This window comes from Klebsiella huaxiensis, from assembly GCF_003261575.2.
Classification (GTDB): Bacteria; Pseudomonadota; Gammaproteobacteria; order Enterobacterales; family Enterobacteriaceae; genus Klebsiella; species Klebsiella huaxiensis.
In genome coordinates, this window is record NZ_CP036175.1 from 2,499,829 (window position 1) to 2,522,515 (window position 22,687).

Consider the following 22,687-nt stretch of genomic DNA (forward strand, 5'->3'; position numbering starts at 1 on the left):
TACACTGGAGACAGGAGGTACCATGGCCCTGTCTTTTACTACCCACTGGCGTGATGAACTGCCGGATTTTTATACTGCATTAACACCGACTCCGCTGGAGAATGCGCGGCTTGTCTGGCACAACGCGTCACTGGCGCGAACGCTGGGCATCCCTGATTCGTTATTCAAACCAGATCGGGGCGCTGGCGTATGGGGTGGCGAAACCCTGCTGCCGGGGATGTCGCCGCTGGCGCAGGTTTACAGCGGTCACCAGTTCGGTTCCTGGGCCGGACAGCTTGGTGATGGGCGCGGGATTTTGCTTGGCGAACAGCAACTCTCCGATGGTCGACGCTTTGACTGGCATTTGAAAGGTGCCGGACTCACTCCCTATTCGCGAATGGGCGACGGGCGGGCGGTATTACGCTCGACGATACGCGAAGGTCTGGCCTCGGAAGCGATGCATGCGCTGGGCATTCCCACCACCCGTGGGCTGGCGATAGTGACTAGCGACACGCCGGTGTATCGGGAAACCGTTGAACAGGGTGCGATGCTGATGCGTATCGCGGAAAGCCATCTGCGTTTTGGCCATTTTGAGCACTTTTACTATCGCCGCCAGCCGCAAAAGGTTCAGCAGCTGGCGGACTTTGCGATTCGCCATCACTGGCCGCACCTGCAAGACGAAGCCGATAAGTATGTTTTATGGTTTAGTGACGTTGTCACGCGAACGGCGGAAATGATCGCCAGTTGGCAAACTGTCGGCTTCGCCCACGGGGTGATGAACACCGATAATATGTCAATTCTGGGGTTAACGATGGACTACGGTCCGTACGGTTTCCTTGATGACTTCCTGCCGGGCTTTATCTGCAACCATTCCGATCATCAGGGGCGCTATAGCTTTAATAATCAGCCAGCGGTAGGGCTATGGAACCTGCAACGACTGGCGCAAACGCTATCACCCTTTATCAGCGCTGAGGCATTAAATACCGCGCTGGATGGTTACCAGCATGCACTGCTGACGGCGTACGGTCGCCGTATGCGTGACAAGCTGGGGCTGTTTACCCAGCAAAAAGGCGATAACGAGCTGCTTGATGGGCTGTTTGCGCTGATGGAGCGCGAAGGCAGTGACTACACGAGAACTTTCCGTATTCTTTGCGCGAGCGAACAGACGAGCGCAGCTTCGCCGCTGCGCGATGAGTTTATCGACCGCGAGACGTTCGATCGCTGGTTTGCTGATTATCGCGCACGCCTGCGCGATGAGCAGATTGACGATGCGCGGCGGCAGGCCCATATGAGGAGCGTAAATCCGGCAATTGTACTGCGTAACTGGCTGGCGCAGCGCGCGATAGAACAAGCGGAGCAGGGTGATATGAGCGAGTTGGAGCGTTTGCATAACGCTTTATCTCAGCCCTTTGCTGATCGAACGGATGATTATATTAACCGTCCGCCAGACTGGGGGAGGCGTCTTGAAGTGAGCTGTTCCAGCTAGTAAACCGTTATCCCTGCCGTTATCGGTGGGGATAATTATTTGGTCAGTATCAGCTTGCCCGCATTGGTCTGGCGCAGTAAATAACGCTGACCGTCGTGTTCGATAACCACCCGTCCTTCGCTACCTAATAACGTGCGGCTGTTTATCTGCCTGTCCGTGGAAACGGGATAAGGGGCATTGTCTTTTGTTTTTTCTGCTGTGGCAGTGTTATCCATACGCGTCATAGCACTCAAAAATAAAAATCAAAGCAACAATGATTATCATTATCAATAATGTTGATTTTCACGGCAAGTATTTTTTACAGGAATGCCATATTTGGCAGGTTTGTTGTCGGGGGCTGAGAAAATATCCCCACCACGAATGTGGTAGGGAGAAGGGCTAAAGGCGGGTTGCGGTTGCTGCGGCTAATTCCGCAAGCAGGCGTTCGCTATCTTCCCAGCTCAGGCAAGGGTCGGTAATCGATTGTCCCCTGGCCAGCGGCTGGCCGGAGATAACCTTCTGCGTGCCTTCCTGAAGGAAGCTTTCAGCCATGATCCCGGCGATAGCGGTTGATCCCGCGCGGATCTGCTGGCAGATGTCGGCGCAGACGTCCAGCTGACGGCGATGCTGTTTCTGGCAATTCCCGTGGCTAAAATCAACCACCAACTGCTGCGGCAGGTTGAATTCCGCCAGCACATCCCCGGCAGCGGCGATATCGGCGGCGTGGTAGTTAGGCTGTTTCCCGCCACGCATAATGATATGGCCATAAGGATTGCCGCTGGTCTGGTAGATGGTCATCTGCCCCTGTTTATCTGGCGACAGGAACATATGACTGGCGCGGGAAGCGCGAATAGCGTCAACGGCAATACGCGTATTGCCATCGGTACCGTTCTTAAATCCCACCGGGCAGGAGAGCGCCGAGGCCATTTCGCGGTGAATTTGGCTCTCGGTGGTGCGCGCGCCGATAGCGCCCCAGCTAATCAGGTCGGCAATAAACTGCCCGGTCACCATATCGAGAAATTCGGTGGCGGTCGGCACGCCCAGCTCGTTCACCTGCAACAGCAGGCTGCGGGCCAGCTCAAGGCCATGATTGACCCGATAGCTGCCGTTCAGGTCAGGATCGGAAATCAATCCCTTCCAGCCAACCACCGTGCGCGGTTTTTCAAAGTAGGTGCGCATCACGATTTCCAGCTGCGGCTGGTAACGTTCGCGCATTCCTTGCAGGCGGTGCGCATACTCCATCGCCGCATCAGTATCGTGAATGGAACATGGGCCAATCACCACCAGCAGGCGGCGATCTTCACCGTTGAGGATCCTCTCGATTCGGCGGCGAGAAGCGGAGACGTGTGCTGCAACATCGGCAGACACAGGGTGCCGTTGCGCCAGTTCCGCGGGCGTTACCAGGCTTTCAATGCGCGCGGTACGCAATTCGTCTGTTTTATTCATTGGGGGTCTCAAAAATCTGTTTCTTCCGCGGCGAAAATGCCGGGAAGTGATGCGCATCACGATAAACCAATCCCTGCTTATTGCAAGAGCAGGGCATGATCCTGTATGAGCCATGGGTGATAGCATAAACAAATTTTTGATAATGTACTAGCTCGTTAGTACATTCTGCGACTTAGCCCCATAATGTCCATGATTTTAGTGGCGATTTCTTCCACTGAGTAATTGGTACTGTTCAGGCAAGGTATCTTATTTTTGCGATAGAGAGCTTCCACTTCGGTCACTTCCATCCGACACTGACGCATGGAAGCATAGCGGCTATTTTCCCGTCGCTCTTCACGGATAGCCGCCAGACGTTCCGGATTGATAGTTAGCCCGAATAGTTTGTGCTGTAGCGGTTTTAACGATGCGGGAAGAATCAGATTGTCCATATCATCGGCGATAAACGGGTAGTTGGCGGCGCGAATACCGTATTGCATTGCCAGATACAGGCTGGTGGGCGTTTTCCCACAGCGCGAAACGCCAAGAAGGATCACCTGGGCCTGGTCGAGGTTGCGCAGTGAAATCCCGTCATCGTGAGCGAGTGTGTAGTCGATAGCAGCGATACGTGCGTCGTACTTATTCAGATTACCCGGCGTCAGTCCGTGAGTACGATGAGCGATCGGCGACGGGTCAAGACGTAATTCCTGTTGCAGCGGGGCCACCAACGCCTGAACGATGTCCTGACAAAATCCTTCGCTTTGCATGATGATGTCGCGAATTTCCGGAATAACGATGGAGTAGAAGACCAGCGGACGGATACCGGTTTGTTGAAAAATCGCGTCAATTTGTTCCTTCACGGCGCGCGCGCGGCTGATATTTTCGACAAACGGCAGGGTCACGCTGCTAATGGCGACCGGGAATTGCGACATGACCGCATGACCCAGCACTTCTGCCGTAATGGCGGTACCGTCGGAAATATAAAACACGTGGCGATCTACAGCACTTTCCATTTTGACCATCCGGTATAAAGAGTTTAATTACCTGAAAGCTGATATTAAATTTAAGCATATCGCTCCAGGCTTTGTCTCATATTTAAAAAGTGAAACGCTATTTTTATTTTTAATGAAAAGCCCTATTCATTTTTTGTAACTGCGTATCTTTTGTATCAAAATCCACCAGATTCTTGAAGAATCATTAAGTTAGCTATATCTGGAAAAGAATCCTAAAAACGAAAAAATAATTTGCTTGAACGATTCACCGTTTTTTTAAGCCGCGTAAATATGTCAGGATAAATCCCGTAGTCGATCGTGAATTATTTATCACTGGTATTAAATCACAAAAGGATTGTCTCGATGTCCAACAATGGCTCGTCACCGCTGGTGCTTTGGTATAACCAACTCGGCATGAATGATGTAGACAGGGTTGGAGGCAAAAATGCCTCCCTGGGTGAAATGATTACGAATCTTTCTGGTATGGGTGTTTCCGTACCGAACGGGTTTGCCACCACCGCTGATGCTTTTGATCAGTTCCTGGACCAAAGCGGTGTTAACCAGCGCATTTATGCACTGCTGGATGAAACCGACATTGACGACGTTTCCGCATTAGCGAAAGCGGGCGCGCAGATCCGTCAATGGATCATTGATACGCCGTTCCAGAGTGAACTGGAAAATGCGATTCGCGATGCCTATACCCAGCTGTCCGCTGATGACGCTGAGGCTTCTTTTGCCGTTCGCTCCTCCGCGACCGCCGAAGATATGCCGGATGCTTCCTTCGCCGGGCAGCAAGAGACATTCCTCAACGTGCAGGGCTTTGACGCCGTGCTTGTCGCGGTGAAGCACGTCTTTGCTTCGCTGTTTAACGATCGCGCAATCTCCTACCGCGTGCATCAGGGTTACGATCACCGCGGCGTGGCGCTCTCCGCCGGGGTGCAGAGAATGGTGCGCTCCGATCTCGCCTCATCCGGCGTGATGTTCTCCATTGATACCGAGTCCGGCTTTGATCAGGTGGTGTTTATCACCTCCGCCTGGGGACTCGGCGAAATGGTCGTACAGGGCGCGGTGAACCCGGATGAATTCTATGTCCATAAGCCGACGCTGGAAGCGGGTCGCCCGGCCATTGTGCGTCGCACCATGGGGTCGAAAAAGATCCGCATGATTTACGCCCCGACCCAGGAACACGGGAAACAGGTGCGTATCGAAGATGTTCCGCAGGCGCAGCGCGACGTTTTCTCGTTAACCGACGAGGAAGTGCAGGAGCTGGCGAAACAAGCGGTGCAGATCGAGAAACACTACAACCGTCCGATGGATATCGAATGGGCGAAAGATGGCCACACTGGTAAGCTGTTTATCGTACAGGCGCGACCGGAAACCGTGCGTTCGCGCGGCCAGGTGATGGAGCGTTATACCCTCCATGCACAGGGGCAGATTGTTTCCGAAGGGCGTGCCATCGGCCACCGTATTGGTGCGGGTCCGGTAAAAGTTATTCACGATATCAGTGAAATGAACCGCATTGAGCCCGGTGACGTGCTGGTCACCGACATGACCGACCCGGATTGGGAGCCGATCATGAAGAAAGCGGCGGCGATCGTCACCAACCGAGGCGGGCGCACTTGTCACGCAGCGATTATCGCGCGTGAGCTGGGGATCCCGGCGGTAGTGGGCTGCGGTGATGCGACCGAACGCATTGAGGAAAACCAGAACGTCACTGTTTCCTGTGCGGAAGGCGATACTGGCTACGTCTATGCCGAAATCCTCGACTTCAGCATTAAGAGCTCCAGCGTTGGCGAAATGCCGGATCTGCCGCTGAAGATCATGATGAACGTCGGCAACCCGGACAGGGCCTTCGACTTCGCCTGCTTGCCGAATGAAGGCGTGGGCCTGGCGCGTCTGGAGTTTATCATCAACCGAATGATTGGCGTTCACCCGCGCGCGCTGCTGGAGTTTGACGATCAGGAACCGGCTTTGCAGAACGAAATCCGCGAGCTAATGAAAGGCTACGACTCGCCGAAAGAGTTCTACGTTGGTCGTCTGACTGAGGGGATCTCGACGCTTGGCGCGGCATTCTTCCCGAAACGAGTGATTGTGCGTCTCTCCGACTTTAAATCTAACGAATACGCCAACCTGGTCGGCGGCGAGCGTTATGAGCCGGAAGAAGAGAACCCGATGCTGGGCTTCCGTGGAGCCGGTCGTTACGTTTCCGAAAGCTTCCGCGACTGCTTTGCGCTGGAGTGTGACGCGGTAAAACGCGTTCGTAATGATATGGGCCTGACTAACGTCGAAATCATGGTGCCGTTTGTTCGCACCGTGGCGCAGGCGAAAGCGGTGGTTGAAGAGCTGGAACGCCAGGGCCTCAAGCGTGGCGAAAATGGCCTGAAGCTGATTATGATGTGTGAAATCCCATCGAATGCGCTGCTGGCCGACCAGTTCCTCGAATACTTCGACGGTTTCTCTATCGGTTCCAACGATATGACGCAGCTGGCGCTGGGTCTGGACCGTGACTCCGGCGTGGTCTCTGAGTTGTTCGATGAGCGTAACGAAGCGGTGAAAGCGCTGCTGTCGATGGCGATTCGCGCGGCGAAGAAGCAGGGCAAATACGTGGGTATCTGCGGGCAGGGCCCGTCTGACCATGAAGACTTTGCCGCATGGCTGATGGAAGAGGGGATTGATAGCCTGTCCCTGAACCCGGACACCGTGGTGCAAACCTGGCTTGGCCTGGCTGAACTGAATAAGTAAATTTTCGTTAAAATATGTCATCCCCGTCAGTAATGGCGGGGATTTTTTTGTTTTCGTACACCCGCACCGCTTATTTGCGCTCAGTCACATAAAACGGAAAAAACAAAATACCGTAATCCGACAGTTAATTTCTACAATTGTCCCTTCTCTGTTTATTACTAATACTGACACAACGTTATCAAAAATCATGATAACCACTTCCTGAAATACCTCTTCTATTGTGTACAGGATAATAATAATGACACTTTCCTCGGTACTCACTACAAAAGATAAAATAGGTTATGGACTTGGCGATATGGCCAGCGCGCTGGTGTGGCAAACGGCCACGCTTTTTTTGGCCTATTTCTACACTGATGTTTTTGGTTTACCTGCCGCAATCATGGGGACAATGTTTTTGGTCGTCAGGGTTATTGATGCAGTGGTCGATCCCTGTATTGGCGCCCTGGTCGACAGAACTCGTACCCGGCACGGACGTTTTCGCCCCTGGCTATTGTGGTTCGCCATTCCGTTTGGCGTGAGTTGTATTATTACTTTCTACGTCCCTGATGTTGGACCAACGGCAAAAATCGTTTACGCCTGTGTTACTTACGCTATTTTAAGCTTTATCTATTCGGCGATTAACGTGCCTTATTGCGCCATGCCCGGCGCGTTAACGATGGACCCGCACGAGCGTCACTCGCTCCAGTCGTGGCGCTTTGCGCTGTCGTTTATTGGCGGGTTGATTGTCACCGTGATTGCGCTGCCGTTGGTTGCCCATCTGGGACAGGGTGATGCGCAAAAAGGCTATTTTTATGCCATGAGCCTGATGGGTATCCTCGGCATCGTGCTTTTCTTTAGCTGTTTTTTCCTGACCCGGGAGCGATATACCCCGCAGGGCGACAGCTCAGGTTCGTTATTAAAAGACCTTAAGCTGTTAGCGGGAAATAGCCAGTGGCGCATCGTTTTTATCTTCAATATTTTATTACTTACCGCGGTGGTGACGCGCGGCTCGGCAACCATGTATTACGTCAAATATGTGATGCAGCGCCCGGATATGGTCTTCACATTTATCGTTACCGGGATGATTGCGGCGCTGCTCGGCGCATTATTATCTGCGCGCCTGCTCGGGAAATTTGACCGCGTACGTTCCTATCAGTGGACAATTATTACTTACGTTGTTTTTGCAGCGGCTATTTTCTTTATTCCCGCCAATCAATTGTGGTTAATATTGAGCCTCAACGTCATCTTTGGCTTTATACAAAATCTCACCACGCCGCTGCAATGGACTATGTTCTCTGATGTGGTGGATTACGAAGAACATCGCAGTGGACGACGTCTCGATGGTCTGGTGTTTTCTACCGCGCTATTCGCCATTAAATTCGGTCTCGCGCTTGGCGGCGCCGTCGTCGGCTGGGTGCTGGGAATGGTGAACTATGCCCCCAATGCGCTCAATCAATCCACCACGGTGTTAAACACCATCAATGCGCTTTTCACTCTGGTGCCATCGGTACTGTTTATCGCCATGGCGCTTCTGCTGATGCTCTACAAACTCAACAGCCGTACGGCAGACAGCATCGCCCGTGAACTGGCCCATAAACGTGAAGCGCGCGCGCAAGAAACAGCGCAGCCGACGCTGAATTCAGCCCTACAGGAGTAATAACATGACTGTGATTTATAAGGATGCTCATCGCTCTATCGCGGAACGCGTTGCGGATTTATTGTCGCGAATGACGACCGAAGAAAAATTTGCTCAGATGCACGCATACTGGCTGGTGTTGGCGGAAAATGGTGAGCACCGTGAGCGCAGCGATATGAGCGATGAATTCGCAGGCGTCAGTGAGCAGACTTCATTGGCGGAAAGGCTGAAACTTGGCATCGGGCAAATCACTCGTCCCTTGGGGACACATATTGTGGATGCGCAGAGTGGCGTACGGGCGGCGAATCGCCTGCAAAAAATGCTGATCGAAGAGACCCGGCTGGGCATTCCGGCACTGTTTCATGAAGAGTGTCTGGTTGGGCTGCTGTGCAAAGATGCGACGCTGTTTCCTTCATCGCTAAACTACGGTTCAACCTGGGACCCTGAGTTAGTCGAGCGTGTGGCGCGGGAAATTGGCGCTGAAGCCCGTTCGATCGGCTGTAAACAGGGGCTGGCTCCGGTGCTGGACGTCTCTCGCGATGTGCGCTGGGGGCGAACCGAAGAGACCTTTGGCGAAGATCCGTGGCTGGTTGGGGTCATGGCCTGCGCCTACGTCAATGGCTTACAAAGTGAAAAACGAGATCTGCTGGCGACGCTCAAACATTACGTCGGGCACTCGTTTAGCGAGGGCGCGCGCAACCATGCTCCGGTACACCTTGGTTTTTGCGAACTTAACGATATCTTCCTTCTACCGTTCGAGATGGCGGTGAAGCTGGCCAATGCCGGTTCGGTGATGCCAGCCTATCACGATATCGATAACCAGCCGGGCCACAGCGATAGCTTCCTGCTGACCACCGTTCTGCGCGAGCAGTGGGGCTTTGACGGTATTATCGTTGCCGACTACGGCGGCGTCAGTCTGCTGCATCAGCATCACGGTATCTCACACGATGCAGCGGAGTCCGCAGCGCTGGCATTCAATGCCGGTCTTGATGTGGAATTGCCGAAAGATGATTGCGCACGCCACCTGTGCGAGGCGCTGGATCGTGGATTAATCACTATGGCGAAAATTGATGAGATTGTCGCCCGCACTCTGACCGAGAAATTCCGCCTTGGGCTATTTGAACACCCCTATACTGACGTGACGGGTATTGTACTGCAATCGACAAGCGCCCGTCAGGCGGCGCGCGATGTTGCTACACGCTCGCTGACGCTACTGGAAAACCGGGGCGCGATACCATTGTCGGGTAAGCCGAAGGTGGCGGTCGTGGGGCCTACCGCCGACGATCCTCTGGCGCTGCTGAGCGGTTACAGCTTCCCGGTACACCTGATCATCAGCGATATAGTGGATGAGGTCTCGCAGGTGACTACGCCGCTAAACGCCCTGCGGCAGTATCTTGGCGAGGATCAGGTCAGCTACGCTAAGGGCTGTCATATTATTGAACATCGGATGGCCGGTGCGCCGGTATTCCCTGGCGATAGCGGCGGCAAACCGATGCAGCAATCACCGGTCTCGCTGGACGTCAGCCTGATCCCAGATGCGGTAAGCGCCGCCCGGGAAAGTGATGTCGTCGTGGCCTGCGTGGGTGACCTGGCGGGTCTGTTCCAGAGTGGCACAGTGGGTGAAGGTTCCGATACCGACAGCCTGAATCTGCCGGGCGTTCAGCAGCAACTCCTTGAAGCGCTGGTCGGCACCGGTAAACCCGTTATTGTGGTGATGACCGGCGGGCGACCTTATAACCTACAGGGCCTGGAAGACAGCATCGCTGGTTTGCTTATGGCATGGGCACCTGGTCAGGAAGGTGGCTGGGCGATTGCCGATGTATTAACCGGTCGCGCCGAACCGCAGGGACGCTTAGTGGTCAGCGTACCGAAAAGCGCCGGTGCGATGCCCTATTACTACAACCATAAGCTGAAAAGCGGCGGTACGCCGTTTGCGTTTCACTTTGGCTCACGTTACCCGTTCGGCTACGGGCAAAGCTGGACGACGTTCGATTACGCCGAACCACATTTGCTGGCGCAGGAGGTTAACGTGGAGGGTGAAATCGCCGTGCAGGTTGCCGTGCGCAACTGCGGAGAACGCCGCGGTAGCGAGGTGGTTCAGCTCTACGTTCGCGATAAAGTCGCCTCGATGGTGCGCCCGCTCCAGGAGCTAAAAGCCTTCCAGCGAGTGACGCTCGATCCTGGCGAAACGGCAACGCTGAGATTCTATTTGCCGGTAGATATGCTCAACTTCACCCGTCGTGACGGTCAGCGAATTGTCGAACCGGGAGAGTTTGAACTGCAGATTGGTGCATCCTCCACAGACATTCGCGGGACGGCAACCGTAACGGTGAATGGTGAGGTTCACGAGCTACCACGGGACTGGCGCATGATGAGCCGTTGCGAAGTGAGCTGACAAAAAAATGCCCATCGTGGGAGATGGGCAAAGACTACACACAGCAATTCGTTGTTTCACTCAGGGGATTTCCATGCTTATAAATCAATGTGTTGATTCATAACCGTGAGCTAATAGTAGGCATAGAGATTTTTTGCGTCGATCGGATTCCTCTCAATAGTTAAATTGAGGTAAAGAATCTGCGAAGTAAATGTGGGAAATAGTTTGAGGAAAGGGGATTGTTGTGTGCGATGCATCAGTTTTATTTAAGTTTAAGTGGCATTGCCGGGCAAGGCGTTAGCTGCCGCCCGGCAAAAATACGAGCACAGTATTTAAAGGTGAGTTTCCCCGCCTTTTCACTCTATTTATCCAGAGGGGCTCGCGTATTCAGCTCGCTGAGCTCTTCCAGCACCAGGTCAGGATCTTTCGGCGGCAGTGGCGCTTCGTTGACCCACGCATCGTACAGACGCCAGGAGACGGCCAGCAGCACCGGGCCGATAAACAGACCAATCATGCCGAAAGCCACCAGGCCGCCGATTACGCCGGAAAGGATCAGAATCATCGGCAGGTCTGCGCCCATCCGAATCAGCATTGGGCGAATAAAGTTATCCATCGTGCCCACCACACAGCTCCACACCAATAGTACGGTGCCCCAGGTGGTATCCCCGGTCCAGTACAGCCAGATAATTGACGGCACCAGAACCAGCAACGGCCCCAGTTGTACCAGACAAGTAAAAATCATCACCACGGTGAGCAGCGCGGCGTAGGGCACGCCGCTGATGGCAAGACCGATACCGCCCAGTACCGCCTGTACCAGCGCAGTCACCACCACTCCCAGCGCGACGGCGCGAATCGCCTGACCGGCGAGAATCACTGCCGCATCGCCGCGTTTTGCCGCCAGACGAGTTGCAAAGTGGCGGAATCCATAGGCCACCTGTTCGCCGCGCCAGTACAGCAGGGCGCTAAACAGCAGCATCAGGCCGCAATAAACCAACAGCTTGCCGATATGCGCCGCCTGGCCGACAAACCAGGTAGTGGTGGTGCCAAGGTAGGGGCGAATTTTGGTCATAATTGCCGTTCCCCCCATCTCCAGCAAATTATGCCAGCCGGTATACAGCTTATCGCCAATCAGCGGAATACTGTTCAGCCACGCCAGATCGGGCGGGGTAAAGTTGCCGCTGGTGACCACTTTAATAAGCGGCGCGCTGTTATCCACCAGGCTGTTGACCAGCAGTGCGATAGGGATAACGAACAGTAAAAAGAGCAGCAGAGTCATGACCAGCACGGCCAGAGAGCGTTTGCCAAAAAGCAGGCGCTGCAGGCGCAAAAGTACTGGCCAGGTGGCGATAACCACAGTGCCGGCCCAGGCAAATGACAGGATAAATGGCTGCACAACCCACAGGCAGGAAATAATAATCAGGGACAAAAACAGCACCGACAGCAGAACTTGCGGTATGTCCCGGGGCTGATTGGGGCTAATCATAGTGAAATTTTACCTTTGCAGTCGCGTCAAAAGGCTGACGCAGCGTAATTCCATATACTGATAATAATATCAATAAGTTCGCGCGCCTGATTTTGCACTTAATTCTGGCGGGCGCATATGAAAAAAATGTGATAAAAAGTTGAGTGCACAACGCAAACGTTTAATCACTTACAACACAACATAGTCAGGCAGGGTCGAGCGTCATGATCCCACAAATTTCTCAAGCGCCAGGTGTCGTTCAACTGGTGCTGAATTTTTTGCAGGTACTGGAGCAACAAGGTTTTACCGGTGATACCGCCACAAGTTATGCCGACAGGCTAACAATGGCGACTGATAACAGTGTATATCAACTGTTGCCGGATGCGATTTTATTCCCCCGTTCCACGGCAGACGTTGCGCTGCTGGCAAGAGTGGCGGCGGAAGAGCGTTTTAAAACGCTGATCTTTACGCCACGCGGCGGCGGCACCGGCACTAACGGGCAGGCGCTAAACGCGGGCATCATCGTCGATATGTCCCGCTACATGAACCGCATTATTGAAATCAATCCTGAAGAGGGTTGGGTGCGTGTGGAAGCCGGGGTCATTAAAGACCAACTTAATCAATATCTTAAACCCTACGGCTACTTTTTTGCGCCGGAACTGTCGACCAGCAATCGCGCGACGCTTGGCGGGATGATCAATACCGATGCCTCCGGGCAGGGCTCGCTGGTCTATGGCAAAACCTCTGATCACGTTCTCGGCGTGCGTTCGGTGCTGATCGGCGGTGATATTCTTGATACCCAGCAGATTCCCGTGACGCTGGCGGAAACCCTGAGCGCTGAACAGTCGGCAATCGGGCGTATTTACCGTACGGTTTATCAGCGCTGTAAAGCGCAGCGGCAGCTGGTTATCGATAAATTTCCCAAACTTAACCGATTCCTGACGGGCTACGATTTGCGCCACGTCTTTAATGACGAGATGAGCGAATTCGATCTGACCCGCATTCTGACGGGTTCAGAAGGGACGCTGGCGTTTATCACCGAGGCGCGGCTGGATATCACCCGTCTGCCGAAAGTGCGTCGTCTGGTTAATATTAAATACGATTCGTTTAACTCAGCGCTGCGCAACGCGCCGTTTATGGTTGAGGCGAAGGCGCTGTCGGTGGAAACCGTCGACTCGAAAGTGCTCAATCTGGCGCGGGAAGATATTGTCTGGCACTCGGTTAGCGAACTGATCACTGATGTCCCGGATAAAGAGATGCTGGGATTGAATATCGTCGAATTTGCCGGTGATGACGCCGAGATGATTGACCGCCAGGTGACGACGTTATGTCAGCGTCTGGATGAGCTGATCTCGCGCAACGAAGCGGGCGTCATCGGCTGGCAGGTTTGTAATGAACTCGACGGCGTGGAGCGCATCTATGCGATGCGTAAAAAAGCGGTTGGGCTGCTGGGGAACGCCAAAGGGGCGGCCAAACCGATACCTTTTGCCGAAGATACCTGCGTGCCGCCGGAACATCTGGCAGACTATATTGTTGAATTCCGCGCGCTGCTTGACGGCCATGGCCTGAGCTACGGCATGTTTGGCCACGTCGATGCTGGCGTGCTGCACGTGCGCCCGGCGCTGGATATGTGCGACCCGCAGCAAGAGATGCTGATGAAGCGCATCTCTGACGAGGTGGTGGCGTTAACCGCCAAGTACGGCGGCCTGCTGTGGGGGGAACACGGCAAGGGATTCCGCGCCGAGTACAGCCCGGCATTCTTTGGGGAAGAGCTGTTTAGCGAATTGCGCAAGATTAAAGCCGCGTTTGACCCGGACAACCGCCTGAACCCCGGGAAAATCTGTCCACCCGAGGGCGTTGATGCGCCAATGATGAAAGTGGACGCGGTTAAACGCGGGACTTTCGACAGGCAGATCCCTATTGCGGTGCGCAGCTCATGGCGCGGTGCGATGGAGTGCAACGGCAACGGCCTGTGCTTCAACTTCGATGCCAAAAGTCCGATGTGTCCTTCGATGAAGGTCAGCAACCACCGTATCCATTCGCCAAAAGGTCGGGCGACGCTGGTGCGCGAATGGCTACGTCTGCTGGCGGATCGTGGTATCGATCCTAACCAGTTGGAAAACGATCTGCCGGAAAAACGTGCCAGCCTGCGAACCCTGGTCGAACGCACCCGTAATAGCTGGCATGCGCGCAAAGGAGAGTACGATTTCTCGCATGAGGTTAAAGAGGCAATGTCCGGCTGTCTGGCCTGTAAAGCCTGCTCGACCCAGTGTCCGATAAAAATCGACGTCCCGGAGTTCCGTTCGCGCTTCCTGCAGCTCTATCACAGCCGCTACCTGCGCCCGGTTCGCGATCATCTGGTGGCAACCGTTGAATCCTATGCGCCGCTGATGGCGCATGCGCCGAAGATCTTCAACTTCTTTATTAACCAGCCGTGGATACGCAAGCTGTCGGAAAAGCATATCGGCATGGTGGATTTACCGCTGCTCTCGACGCCCTCGCTGAAACAGCAGATGGTCGGACATCGCTCGGTAAATACCACTCTGGAACAGCTGGAAGGACTGAGCGCTGAGCAGAAAGCAAAAATGGTGCTGGTGGTCCAGGATCCGTTTACCAGTTATTACGATGCGCAGGTGGTGGCCGATTTTGTCCGTCTGGTCGAAAAGGTCGGTTATCAGCCGGTACTTCTGCCGTTCTCGCCAAACGGCAAGGCGCAGCATATTAAGGGTTTCCTGACGCGCTTCGCGCGCACCGCGCAGAAAACTGCCGATTTCCTCAACCGCGTGGCTCAGCTAGGCATGCCAATGGTCGGTGTCGATCCGGCGCTGGTGCTCTGCTATCGCGATGAATACAACCAGGTGCTGGGCGATAAACGCGGTGATTTTCGTGTGATGCTGGTGCATGAGTGGCTGCCGCAGGCGCTGTCGGCGACAGCCGTGCAGGATCAGGGCGGCGAGTCGTGGTATCTGTTTGGCCACTGTACCGAGGTGACGGCGCTTCCCGCGTCGACCAAACAGTGGGCGGATATTTTCGCGCGCTTCGGTGCGAAGCTGGAAAACGTTAATGTAGGCTGCTGCGGCATGGCCGGGACTTACGGCCATGAAGTGAAGAATCACGCCAACTCGCTGGCCATCTACGCGCTTTCATGGCAGCAGGCAATGCAGCGTCTACCGCGTAACCGCTGTCTGGTTACCGGCTATTCGTGCCGTAGCCAGGTGAAGCGTATTGAAGGTAGTGGTGTCCGTCACCCGCTGCAGGCGTTACTGGAGATTATTGGATGATTTGGAAACGTCAAAGTACGCTGGAACAGCTGAACGCGATGGGTGACGGCAATATGGTCGGTCTGCTGGATATTCAGTTTGAAGCGATTACCGATGACTCGCTCGAGGCGACGATGCCGGTAGACGGTCGCACCCATCAGCCCTTTGGGCTACTGCACGGCGGCGCGTCGGTGGTGTTAGCCGAAACGTTAGGCTCGGTGGCCGGCTATTTGTGTAGCGAAGGAGAGCAGAAGGTGGTGGGGCTGGAGGTCAATGCCAATCACATTCGCTCGGTGCGTAGCGGCAGGGTTCGCGGCGTGTGCCGGGCGCTGCACGTTGGCTCTCGCCACCAGGTCTGGCAAATCGAAATCTCTGATGAGCAGGGGCGTCTTTGCTGCTCTTCACGGCTCACCACGGCAGTGATATAAGATAATCAGGGGGGAGCATTTCCCCCCTGAACTTTACTGCGTCTCGTCTTTAATGGTTTCACTTGCGCCATTCTTCTGCACTGAAGCAATCCCCTTTTTCGCAGCCTCCTTAGATGAATACATTTCACTGGAGGCAATCGTTTCGTGATTATCCGCTTTTAGCACAAAATACCAGGGTTGAGAGACGTTCTTTTCCGATTTTTTTATGACGTAATAGCCCATTCTTCACTCCTTATATGAGTTACCCACGCCATAATCTGTAGACCATCATCTCTCATATGACAAGTATTCACATGATAAATATAAAATAATAAAAACTTCGTAATATATATGCTAATATTTTAGATACGAAGATTTACAAGGTAACAAAGAGGACGGAGTTAGCTATGGGTATCATTTCCTGGATTATTTTTGGGCTTATTGCCGGTATTTTAGCCAAGTGGATTATGCCGGGGAAAGACGGCGGTGGTTTTATCGTTACCGTAATTCTCGGTGTCATCGGTGCTGTAGTTGGTGGCTGGATCAGCACCTTCTTCGGTTTTGGCAAGGTGGACGGGTTTAATTTTGGTAGCTTTATCGTGGCGGTAATCGGTGCGCTGGTGGTACTGTTTATCTACAGGAAGATTAAGAGCTAATTCTTCCTGCGCACGAATTGAGTCATAAAATGAAGAGGCTGCCGCCATTGTCGGCAGCCTTTTTTAATCGTTATAAATCACCTGATTGGCTGATAAATCCATGGCGAAGTTATAGGCTTACAGGCCCGGCATATCAGGCATTGGCACGACTTCCACGCGAACTTCATAATGTTTAGCTTTGCTGGCAGGAATAAGCGGTGTGAGTTTATTAATGGTTTCAACCGGGTTATCGGTTGCCACTGTTGCGGAGAATAATACCGGCTTTTGCGGTGGTAAAGGGGGAAACGGCATCGGACCGTGGCCCTGAGTGAGTTCAAACGGCGGATGGCCTGCATTATTGGCTGTCGGTACGGGAGCCTCTGCTTTATCTGCGGCAAAAGCGCTGGCGGCTGTAATCGAAACAATTGCGAAAAGTGCAATGATTGCTTTTTTCATTTTTATCACCTCGTGAGTTTGTGGATAAAAGCATAGAGGCTACGCTTTTGGCAAACAATCCCACGGCGGGCGAATCCTATGAATCTCCTTATTTCTTAACGAATGTGAAGGCCTTACCGAAGACGGCGAGGCTCACGGATTTATAGTGGGAAGAGGTTAATCGAGCAAAACGCTTATAATTAACAATACGGCCATACACATCGACATTACATCTGTTTCTATATCCATAATCCAGTACTACATACGTTCCTGATAAGTCAGCATTGTGACATTGCGTTTAAAGATGAAGAAAATTTAGCAGCTCATTTTACACGAACTAGCTTTTGGCAAATAAATCTTTATTTCTGTGAAACAGGAGTACTTATAATGAAAATGAATAGAATCTATTGCATGAATGTATTTGCTTTGAAGTAGTATGAGAATTGTTCGTTTTTCGCTCACTCACTGCGAGTCGAGCACTGGGGCTAAGCGGCTGATTTGACACATCGGGGTAATCAGCAGAATGACTCTTTTTCTATTTCAAAAATCGGTATTTTCGATACATCTTTTCCATTGCACCTCAGAACACCGCCTGATAATAAATAACTTATTATTTTTCAGTATATTAAAACAAAAAATGATGGGCTGAAAACGCGGGGAACAGGGTCTATGCTTATAAAAAGTACAAAAAAAGAGCCTGATAGGGGAATACCCCTTCTCTGGATGGGTTGAAGTGATAATCATTATCACTAACATAGCGGGTATGCCCTGATGGCGTCAACCTATGAGGTAGAGCGATGGACTTACAAGCAGGAACTTTTAATCCCGACGATTTTAGCTGGCGCGGTCTGGAGATGACCCCGGCCGCCGCCGCCCATATTTGCGATCTGGTCCGTAAGCAACCCGAAATGCAGGGACTGCGTCTTGGCGTCAAAACCAGCGGCTGCGCCGGTTTTGGATACGTCCTCGAATTAATCGCCGAACCGGCGAAAGACGACCTGTTGTTCGAGCGTGACGGCGCGAAGCTGTGGGCACCGCTGCAGGCTATGCCGTTTATCGATGGCACCGAGCTTGATTACGTTCGCGAAGGCTTAAATCAGATCTTTAAATTCCATAATCCAAAAGCCCAGCACGAATGCGGCTGCGGTGAAAGTTTTGGCGTTCAGGCGGAGTAACTATGTCTCGTAATACTGAAGCAACTGACGATGTCAAAACCTGGAGCGGCGGGCCACTCAACTATAAAGAAGGCTTTTTTACCCAGCTACAGACCGATGAGCTGGCGAAAGGCATAAATGAAGAGGTGGTTCGGGCGATATCTGCACGCCGCAATGAGCCAGAATGGATGCTGGAGTTTCGTCTTAATGCGTTTAAAGCCTGGCAGGCGATGGAAGAACCGCACTGGCTAAAAGCGCATTACGATAAACTAAATTATCAGGATTACAGCTATTACTCAGCGCCCTCCTGCGGCAACTGCGATGACACCTGCGCATCTGAACCCGGGGCTCAGCAACAAACCGGTCCCAGTGCATTTCTGACCAATGAAGTGGAAGAGGCGTTTAACCTGCTCGGCGTGCCGGTACGTGAAGGGCGAGAAGTGGCCGTCGACGCCATTTTTGACTCGGTTTCCGTGGCGACCACCTACCGCGAAAAGCTGGCGGAGCAGGGGATTATTTTCTGTTCCTTCGGCGAAGCGATCCACGATCACCCTGAGCTGGTGAAAAAGTATCTCGGCACCGTGGTGCCCGGCAATGACAACTTCTTTGCCGCCCTTAACGCGGCGGTCGCATCCGATGGCACCTTTATCTACGTGCCGAAAGGCGTACGCTGCCCGATGGAACTGTCGACCTACTTCCGTATTAACGCCGAGAAAACCGGCCAGTTTGAACGCACGATTCTGGTGGCCGATGAAGGTAGCTACGTCAGCTATATTGAAGGCTGCTCGGCACCGGTACGCGATAGCTACCAGCTGCACGCGGCGGTGGTCGAAGTCATTATTCATAAAGACGCCGAGGTGAAGTACTCCACGGTGCAAAACTGGTTCCCCGGCGACAACAACACTGGCGGGATCCTTAACTTCGTCACCAAACGCGCCCTGTGCGAAGGTGAAAACAGCAAAATGTCGTGGACCCAGTCGGAGACCGGCTCGGCAATCACCTGGAAATACCCGAGCTGTATTCTGCGCGGCGACAACTCTATCGGTGAATTCTTCTCGGTGGCGCTCACCAGCGGTCATCAACAGGCGGATACCGGGACCAAAATGATTCATATCGGTAAAAATACCCGCTCGACGATTATCTCGAAGGGGATTTCCGCCGGTCATAGTCAGAATAGTTATCGCGGGCTGGTGAAAATCATGCCGACGGCGACCAACGCGCGCAACTTTACCCAATGCGACTCCATGCTGATTGGCCCGGATAGCGGGGCGCATACCTTCCCGTATGTGGAATGTCGCAACAACAGCGCTCAGCTGGAGCATGAAGCCACTACGTCGCGTATTGGTGAAGACCAACTGTTCTACTGTCTACAGCGCGGGATCAGCGAAGACGATGCGATTTCAATGATCGTCAATGGTTTCTGTAAGGACGTCTTCTCAGAGCTGCCGCTGGAATTTGCCGTTGAAGCGCAAAAATTGCTGGCGATTAGTCTTGAACACAGCGTCGGCTGATAACAAAGGAAATAAGATGTTAAGTATTAAAAATTTGCAGGTCGCCGTTGAAGATAAAGAGATCCTGCGCGGACTGAATCTGGACGTTCGCCCTGGCGAAGTGCATGCGATTATGGGGCCAAATGGTTCCGGAAAAAGTACGCTTTCGGCAACGCTCGCCGGGCGCGAAGACTATGAAGTTACCGGCGGCAGCGTGGAGTTTAAAGGCAAAGATCTGCTGGATCTGGCCCCTGAAGATCGCGCGGGCGAGGGCATTTTTATGGCCTTCCAGTATCCGGTAGAGATCCCCGGCGTCAGCAATCAGTTTTTCCTGCAAACCGCACTTAACGCTGTGCGCAGCTACCGCGGCCAGGAGCAGCTCGACCGTTTTGACTTCCAGGATCTGATGGAAGAGAAAATTAAGCTGCTGAAAATGCCGGAGGATCTGCTGACCCGTTCGGTTAACGTTGGCTTCTCCGGCGGCGAGAAAAAGCGCAACGATATCCTGCAGATGGCGGTGCTGGAGCCGGAGTTGTGCATCCTGGATGAGTCTGACTCGGGGCTGGACATTGACGCTCTGAAGATTGTTTCCGATGGCGTCAACTCCCTGCGCGACGGCAAGCGCTCGTTTATTATCGTCACCCACTATCAGCGTATTCTCGACTACATCAAGCCTGATTACGTCCACGTGCTGTATCAGGGGCGGATTGTGAAATCCGGCGATTTTACTCTGGTCAAACAACTGGAGGAGCAGGGCTATGGCTGGCTTACCGAACAGCAGTAACGCGCTGCAACAGTGGCATCATCTGTTTGAAGCCCAGAGCGAACAGCGTAGCCCACAGGCGCACCAGCATCTGCAACAATTACTGCGTCTGGGCTTGCCAACGCGTAAGCATGAAAACTGGAAATATACGCCACTGGATGCATTGCTCAACCAGACCTTTGTGACGGCTCAGCCGGAGGCGCTGACTCCTGCGCAGCGGGATACTCTGGCACTGCCCATCGATGCCTGGCGTCTGGTGTTTGTCGATGGCCAGTTTAGCGCAAGCTTAAGTGATGATCTGACCGCCAGCGGCTACGATGTCAGCGTGGATAACCAGAGCCAGGCGCTACCCGATGCCGTGCAGCCAGAGGTGTTTCTCCATCTCACCGAAAGCCTGGCGTCAACCGTCACTCACATCCGCGTCAAGCGTAATCAGCGCCCGCAGAAGCCGCTGGTAATCATGCATCTGACTCACGGACTGGCGAACGATGAGATGAACACCGCTCACTATCGGCATCATCTGGAGCTGGAGAGCGGCGCGCAAGCGACGATCATCGAACACTACCTGAGCCTGAACGGCGAACGCCACTTTACCGGTGCGAGGCTGACTATGTCGGTGGCTGATAACGCTCATCTCCAGCACATCAAGCTGGCCTTTGAGAACGCGCAGAGCTACCACTTTGCTCATAACGACATGGCGCTCGGGCGTGATGCCTCGGCTTTCAGCAGCAGTTTTCTGCTAGGTGCTTCGGTGCTGCGCCACCACACCAGTTCGCAGCTCAATGGTGAAAACAGCAACCTGCGCATTAACTCGCTGGTGATGCCGGTCAACAACGAAGTGTGTGACAGCCGCACCTGGCTTGACCACAAGGTGGGATATTGCAACAGCCGCCAGCTTCATAAAACCATCGTCAACGACAAAGGTCGGGCGGTGTTTAATGGCCTGATCAATGTGGCGCAGCATGCCATTAAAACCGATGGCCAGATGACCAACAACAACCTACTGTTGGGGCGTTTGTCTGAAGTGGATACCAAACCGCAGCTGGAGATTTACGCCGATGACGTTAAATGTAGCCACGGCGCGACCATCGGCCGCATAGACGATGAGCAGCTGTTTTACCTGCGCTCGCGCGGTATCACCCAACAGGCGGCGCAGCAGATGATTCTTTACGCCTTTGCTGCAGAGCTAACGGAAGCTATCGACGATGAGGCGCTCAGGCAACAGATCCTGGCGCGTATTGGCCAGCGTTTGCCGGGAGGTATGGCATGACATTTTCAGTGGAACGGGTGCGTGCGGATTTCCCGCTGCTCAATCGTGAGGTTAATGGCCAACCGCTGGCTTATCTCGATAGCGCCGCCAGCGCGCAGAAACCGGAAGCGGTGATTAATGCCGAAGCAGAGTTTTACCGTCACGGCTATGCGGCGGTGCATCGCGGTATTCATACGCTCAGCGCGGAAGCGACGGCGCGAATGGAACAGGTGCGCCAGCAGGCGGCAACCTTCCTGAACGCCCGCTCAGCGGAAGAACTGGTGTTTGTTCGCGGTACCACCGAGGCGATTAATCTGGTGGCGAACAGCTGGGGGAGTGCCTGTGTTGGCTCGGGCGACAATATTATCGTCAGCGCAATGGAGCATCACGCCAACATTGTCCCGTGGCAGATGCTGTGCGCCAGAGTCGGGGCGCAGCTGCGGGTGATCCCGCTCAATCAGGACGGCACTCTGCAACTGGATGCGATCCCAGGTCTGTTTGACGAACGGACCCGCTTACTGGCTATCACCCAGGTTTCGAATGTGCTGGGCACCGAAAACCCCATTTCGGCTCTGATTGCTTTGGCTCATCAGCATGGGGCTAAAGTGCTGGTCGATGGCGCACAGGCGGTGATGCATCATCCGGTAGATATGCAGGCCTTGGATTGTGATTTTTACGCCTTTTCCGCGCACAAGCTGTACGGTCCAACCGGGATAGGCGTGCTCTATGTTAAGCAGGACATATTGCAGGAGATGCCGCCGTGGGAAGGTGGCGGGTCGATGATCGCCACCGTGAGCCTGACAGAAGGCACTACCTGGGCAAAAGCGCCATGGCGCTTCGAGGCGGGAACGCCGAATACTGGCGGTATTATCGGCCTTGGCGCGGTGCTGGATTATGTTAGCGCGCTCGGGTTGGAGCATATCGCTGAATATGAACAAACCCTGATGCGCTATGCGCTACAGGCGCTGAAGAGCGTGCCGGATTTAACCCTTTACGGCCCGGAAAACCGTCTGGGGGTGATTGCCTTTAATCTCGGTAAGCATCACGCCTACGACGTCGGCAGTTTCCTCGATAACTATGGGATTGCGGTGCGGACCGGTCATCACTGCGCGATGCCGTTAATGGCGTTCTACGGTGTTCCGGCCATGTGTCGGGCATCGCTGGCGATGTACAATACTACGGAAGAAGTGGACAGGCTGGTGGCTGGGCTGCAGCGAGTCCATAAATTATTGAGCTAAAGGAA

Annotated in this window: 18 protein-coding genes, 1 other RNA gene and 1 pseudogene; 12 read left to right on the forward strand and 8 right to left on the reverse strand. The window is 53.6% G+C overall.

All coding sequences use genetic code 11. From position 1 onward, the window contains the following. The first annotated feature begins 22 nt into the window (after nt 1–22). The gene (gene selO, locus DA718_RS11920; RefSeq protein ID WP_112213415.1) at nt 23–1,465 is read left to right on the forward strand and encodes a protein adenylyltransferase SelO; all 1,443 of its coding nucleotides are present in this window, start codon (nt 23–25) and stop codon (nt 1,463–1,465) included. 35 nt (nt 1,466–1,500) lie between these two features. Here selO and hemP read toward each other — a convergent pair whose 3' ends face one another. The 4 genes and pseudogenes from hemP to DA718_RS30395 form a co-directional block, all read right to left on the reverse strand. Continuing rightward, nucleotides 1,501–1,680 (reverse strand): hemin uptake protein HemP, encoded by a 180-nt coding sequence (hemP, locus tag DA718_RS11925; RefSeq protein WP_112213502.1) that lies wholly within the window; start codon nt 1,678–1,680, stop codon nt 1,501–1,503. 163 nt (nt 1,681–1,843) lie between these two features. Further along, nucleotides 1,844–2,890, reverse strand: coding sequence for a 3-deoxy-7-phosphoheptulonate synthase AroH (gene aroH / locus DA718_RS11930; protein WP_112213416.1), 1,047 nt, complete (start codon nt 2,888–2,890; stop codon nt 1,844–1,846). Nucleotides 2,891–3,045: 155 nt separating this feature from the next. Next, a complete protein-coding gene (gene ppsR / locus DA718_RS11935) occupies nt 3,046–3,879 on the reverse strand; it encodes a posphoenolpyruvate synthetase regulatory kinase/phosphorylase PpsR (RefSeq protein ID WP_110275732.1) in 834 nt (277 codons plus the stop codon). Nucleotides 3,880–4,034: 155 nt separating this feature from the next. Continuing rightward, a pseudogene (locus tag DA718_RS30395) lies at nt 4,035–4,151 on the reverse strand (hypothetical protein). A 70-nt stretch (nt 4,152–4,221) separates the two neighbouring features. On the opposite strand from DA718_RS30395, the gene ppsA reads away from it, so the two are divergent. The 3 genes from ppsA to DA718_RS11950 all read left to right on the forward strand — a co-directional run bounded on the left by ppsA (nt 4,222) and on the right by DA718_RS11950 (nt 10,610). Then, on the forward strand, nt 4,222–6,600 hold the full coding sequence (gene ppsA / locus DA718_RS11940; RefSeq protein ID WP_112213417.1) for a phosphoenolpyruvate synthase: 2,379 nt from the start codon (nt 4,222–4,224) through the stop codon (nt 6,598–6,600). Between the two features lie 238 nt (nt 6,601–6,838). Further along, nucleotides 6,839–8,236 (forward strand): MFS transporter, encoded by a 1,398-nt coding sequence (locus tag DA718_RS11945; protein ID WP_112213418.1) that lies wholly within the window; start codon nt 6,839–6,841, stop codon nt 8,234–8,236. Nucleotides 8,237–8,240: 4 nt separating this feature from the next. Next, nucleotides 8,241–10,610 (forward strand): glycoside hydrolase family 3 N-terminal domain-containing protein, encoded by a 2,370-nt coding sequence (locus DA718_RS11950; protein WP_112213419.1) that lies wholly within the window; start codon nt 8,241–8,243, stop codon nt 10,608–10,610. Here the strand turns inward: DA718_RS11950 and rprA are convergent. Together rprA and ydiK are read right to left on the reverse strand one after the other, a co-directional pair. Next, nucleotides 10,610–10,717, reverse strand: an RNA gene (rprA, locus tag DA718_RS11955) — antisense sRNA RprA. The two genes, DA718_RS11950 and rprA, sit on opposite strands and share 1 nt — an antisense overlap. A gap of 233 nt (nt 10,718–10,950) precedes the next feature. Continuing rightward, on the reverse strand, nt 10,951–12,072 hold the full coding sequence (gene ydiK, locus DA718_RS11960) for an AI-2E family transporter YdiK (protein WP_112213420.1): 1,122 nt from the start codon (nt 12,070–12,072) through the stop codon (nt 10,951–10,953). A gap of 203 nt (nt 12,073–12,275) precedes the next feature. Between ydiK and ydiJ the strand changes: the two genes are divergently transcribed. After that, nucleotides 12,276–15,332 (forward strand): D-2-hydroxyglutarate dehydrogenase YdiJ, encoded by a 3,057-nt coding sequence (gene ydiJ / locus DA718_RS11965; protein ID WP_112213421.1) that lies wholly within the window; start codon nt 12,276–12,278, stop codon nt 15,330–15,332. Further along, a complete protein-coding gene (gene menI, locus DA718_RS11970) occupies nt 15,329–15,739 on the forward strand; it encodes a 1,4-dihydroxy-2-naphthoyl-CoA hydrolase (RefSeq protein ID WP_112213422.1) in 411 nt (136 codons plus the stop codon). Before ydiJ ends, menI begins: the two co-directional genes overlap by 4 nt. A gap of 33 nt (nt 15,740–15,772) precedes the next feature. Here menI and DA718_RS11975 read toward each other — a convergent pair whose 3' ends face one another. Continuing rightward, nucleotides 15,773–15,961: a YegP family protein gene (locus tag DA718_RS11975; RefSeq protein WP_110275740.1), complete on the reverse strand. Its 189-nt coding sequence runs from the start codon at nt 15,959–15,961 to the stop codon at nt 15,773–15,775. A 164-nt stretch (nt 15,962–16,125) separates the two neighbouring features. On the opposite strand from DA718_RS11975, the gene DA718_RS11980 reads away from it, so the two are divergent. Next, nucleotides 16,126–16,374 (forward strand): GlsB/YeaQ/YmgE family stress response membrane protein, encoded by a 249-nt coding sequence (locus DA718_RS11980; protein WP_110275741.1) that lies wholly within the window; start codon nt 16,126–16,128, stop codon nt 16,372–16,374. A gap of 117 nt (nt 16,375–16,491) precedes the next feature. Here DA718_RS11980 and DA718_RS11985 read toward each other — a convergent pair whose 3' ends face one another. Next, nucleotides 16,492–16,809, reverse strand: a complete 318-nt coding sequence (locus DA718_RS11985) for a hypothetical protein (protein WP_112213423.1) — start codon at nt 16,807–16,809, stop codon at nt 16,492–16,494. Between the two features lie 776 nt (nt 16,810–17,585). Between DA718_RS11985 and sufA the strand changes: the two genes are divergently transcribed. Genes sufA through sufS form a run of 5 tightly spaced genes read left to right on the forward strand, consistent with a single transcriptional unit; the run spans nt 17,586 to nt 22,682 of the window. Further along, nucleotides 17,586–17,963, forward strand: coding sequence for a Fe-S cluster assembly scaffold SufA (gene sufA / locus DA718_RS11990; RefSeq protein ID WP_112213424.1), 378 nt, complete (start codon nt 17,586–17,588; stop codon nt 17,961–17,963). A 2-nt stretch (nt 17,964–17,965) separates the two neighbouring features. Continuing rightward, complete coding sequence (gene sufB, locus DA718_RS11995; RefSeq protein WP_112213425.1) at nt 17,966–19,453, forward strand: Fe-S cluster assembly protein SufB; 1,488 nt, start codon at nt 17,966–17,968, stop codon at nt 19,451–19,453. A 16-nt stretch (nt 19,454–19,469) separates the two neighbouring features. Beyond that, nucleotides 19,470–20,216: a Fe-S cluster assembly ATPase SufC gene (sufC, locus tag DA718_RS12000; protein ID WP_110275745.1), complete on the forward strand. Its 747-nt coding sequence runs from the start codon at nt 19,470–19,472 to the stop codon at nt 20,214–20,216. Then, nucleotides 20,191–21,465 carry a Fe-S cluster assembly protein SufD gene (gene sufD / locus DA718_RS12005; RefSeq protein ID WP_112213426.1) on the forward strand — a complete coding sequence of 425 codons (1,275 nt, stop codon included), beginning with the start codon at nt 20,191–20,193 and terminating at the stop codon, nt 21,463–21,465. Before sufC ends, sufD begins: the two co-directional genes overlap by 26 nt. After that, nucleotides 21,462–22,682, forward strand: coding sequence for a cysteine desulfurase SufS (sufS, locus tag DA718_RS12010; protein ID WP_112213427.1), 1,221 nt, complete (start codon nt 21,462–21,464; stop codon nt 22,680–22,682). Before sufD ends, sufS begins: the two co-directional genes overlap by 4 nt. Nucleotides 22,683–22,687: the final 5 nt, after the last annotated feature.

What these genes read in the sequence shown, in the direction of transcription:
- aroH (WP_112213416.1), bottom strand. Translation starts at nt 2,890, where the DNA reads ATGAATAAAACAGACGAATTGCGTACCGCGCGCATTGAAAGCCTGGTA.
- sufD (WP_112213426.1), top strand. Translation starts at nt 20,191, where the DNA reads ATGGCTGGCTTACCGAACAGCAGTAACGCGCTGCAACAGTGGCATCAT.
- DA718_RS11980 (WP_110275741.1), top strand. Translation starts at nt 16,126, where the DNA reads ATGGGTATCATTTCCTGGATTATTTTTGGGCTTATTGCCGGTATTTTA.
- DA718_RS11985 (WP_112213423.1), bottom strand. Translation starts at nt 16,809, where the DNA reads ATGAAAAAAGCAATCATTGCACTTTTCGCAATTGTTTCGATTACAGCC.
- hemP (WP_112213502.1), bottom strand. Translation starts at nt 1,680, where the DNA reads ATGGATAACACTGCCACAGCAGAAAAAACAAAAGACAATGCCCCTTAT.
- DA718_RS11945 (WP_112213418.1), top strand. Translation starts at nt 6,839, where the DNA reads ATGACACTTTCCTCGGTACTCACTACAAAAGATAAAATAGGTTATGGA.
- DA718_RS11975 (WP_110275740.1), bottom strand. Translation starts at nt 15,961, where the DNA reads ATGGGCTATTACGTCATAAAAAAATCGGAAAAGAACGTCTCTCAACCC.
- menI (WP_112213422.1), top strand. Translation starts at nt 15,329, where the DNA reads ATGATTTGGAAACGTCAAAGTACGCTGGAACAGCTGAACGCGATGGGT.
- ppsA (WP_112213417.1), top strand. Translation starts at nt 4,222, where the DNA reads ATGTCCAACAATGGCTCGTCACCGCTGGTGCTTTGGTATAACCAACTC.
- ydiJ (WP_112213421.1), top strand. Translation starts at nt 12,276, where the DNA reads ATGATCCCACAAATTTCTCAAGCGCCAGGTGTCGTTCAACTGGTGCTG.
- ydiK (WP_112213420.1), bottom strand. Translation starts at nt 12,072, where the DNA reads ATGATTAGCCCCAATCAGCCCCGGGACATACCGCAAGTTCTGCTGTCG.
- ppsR (WP_110275732.1), bottom strand. Translation starts at nt 3,879, where the DNA reads ATGGAAAGTGCTGTAGATCGCCACGTGTTTTATATTTCCGACGGTACC.
- selO (WP_112213415.1), top strand. Translation starts at nt 23, where the DNA reads ATGGCCCTGTCTTTTACTACCCACTGGCGTGATGAACTGCCGGATTTT.
- sufA (WP_112213424.1), top strand. Translation starts at nt 17,586, where the DNA reads ATGGACTTACAAGCAGGAACTTTTAATCCCGACGATTTTAGCTGGCGC.
- sufC (WP_110275745.1), top strand. Translation starts at nt 19,470, where the DNA reads ATGTTAAGTATTAAAAATTTGCAGGTCGCCGTTGAAGATAAAGAGATC.
- sufB (WP_112213425.1), top strand. Translation starts at nt 17,966, where the DNA reads ATGTCTCGTAATACTGAAGCAACTGACGATGTCAAAACCTGGAGCGGC.
- DA718_RS11950 (WP_112213419.1), top strand. Translation starts at nt 8,241, where the DNA reads ATGACTGTGATTTATAAGGATGCTCATCGCTCTATCGCGGAACGCGTT.
- sufS (WP_112213427.1), top strand. Translation starts at nt 21,462, where the DNA reads ATGACATTTTCAGTGGAACGGGTGCGTGCGGATTTCCCGCTGCTCAAT.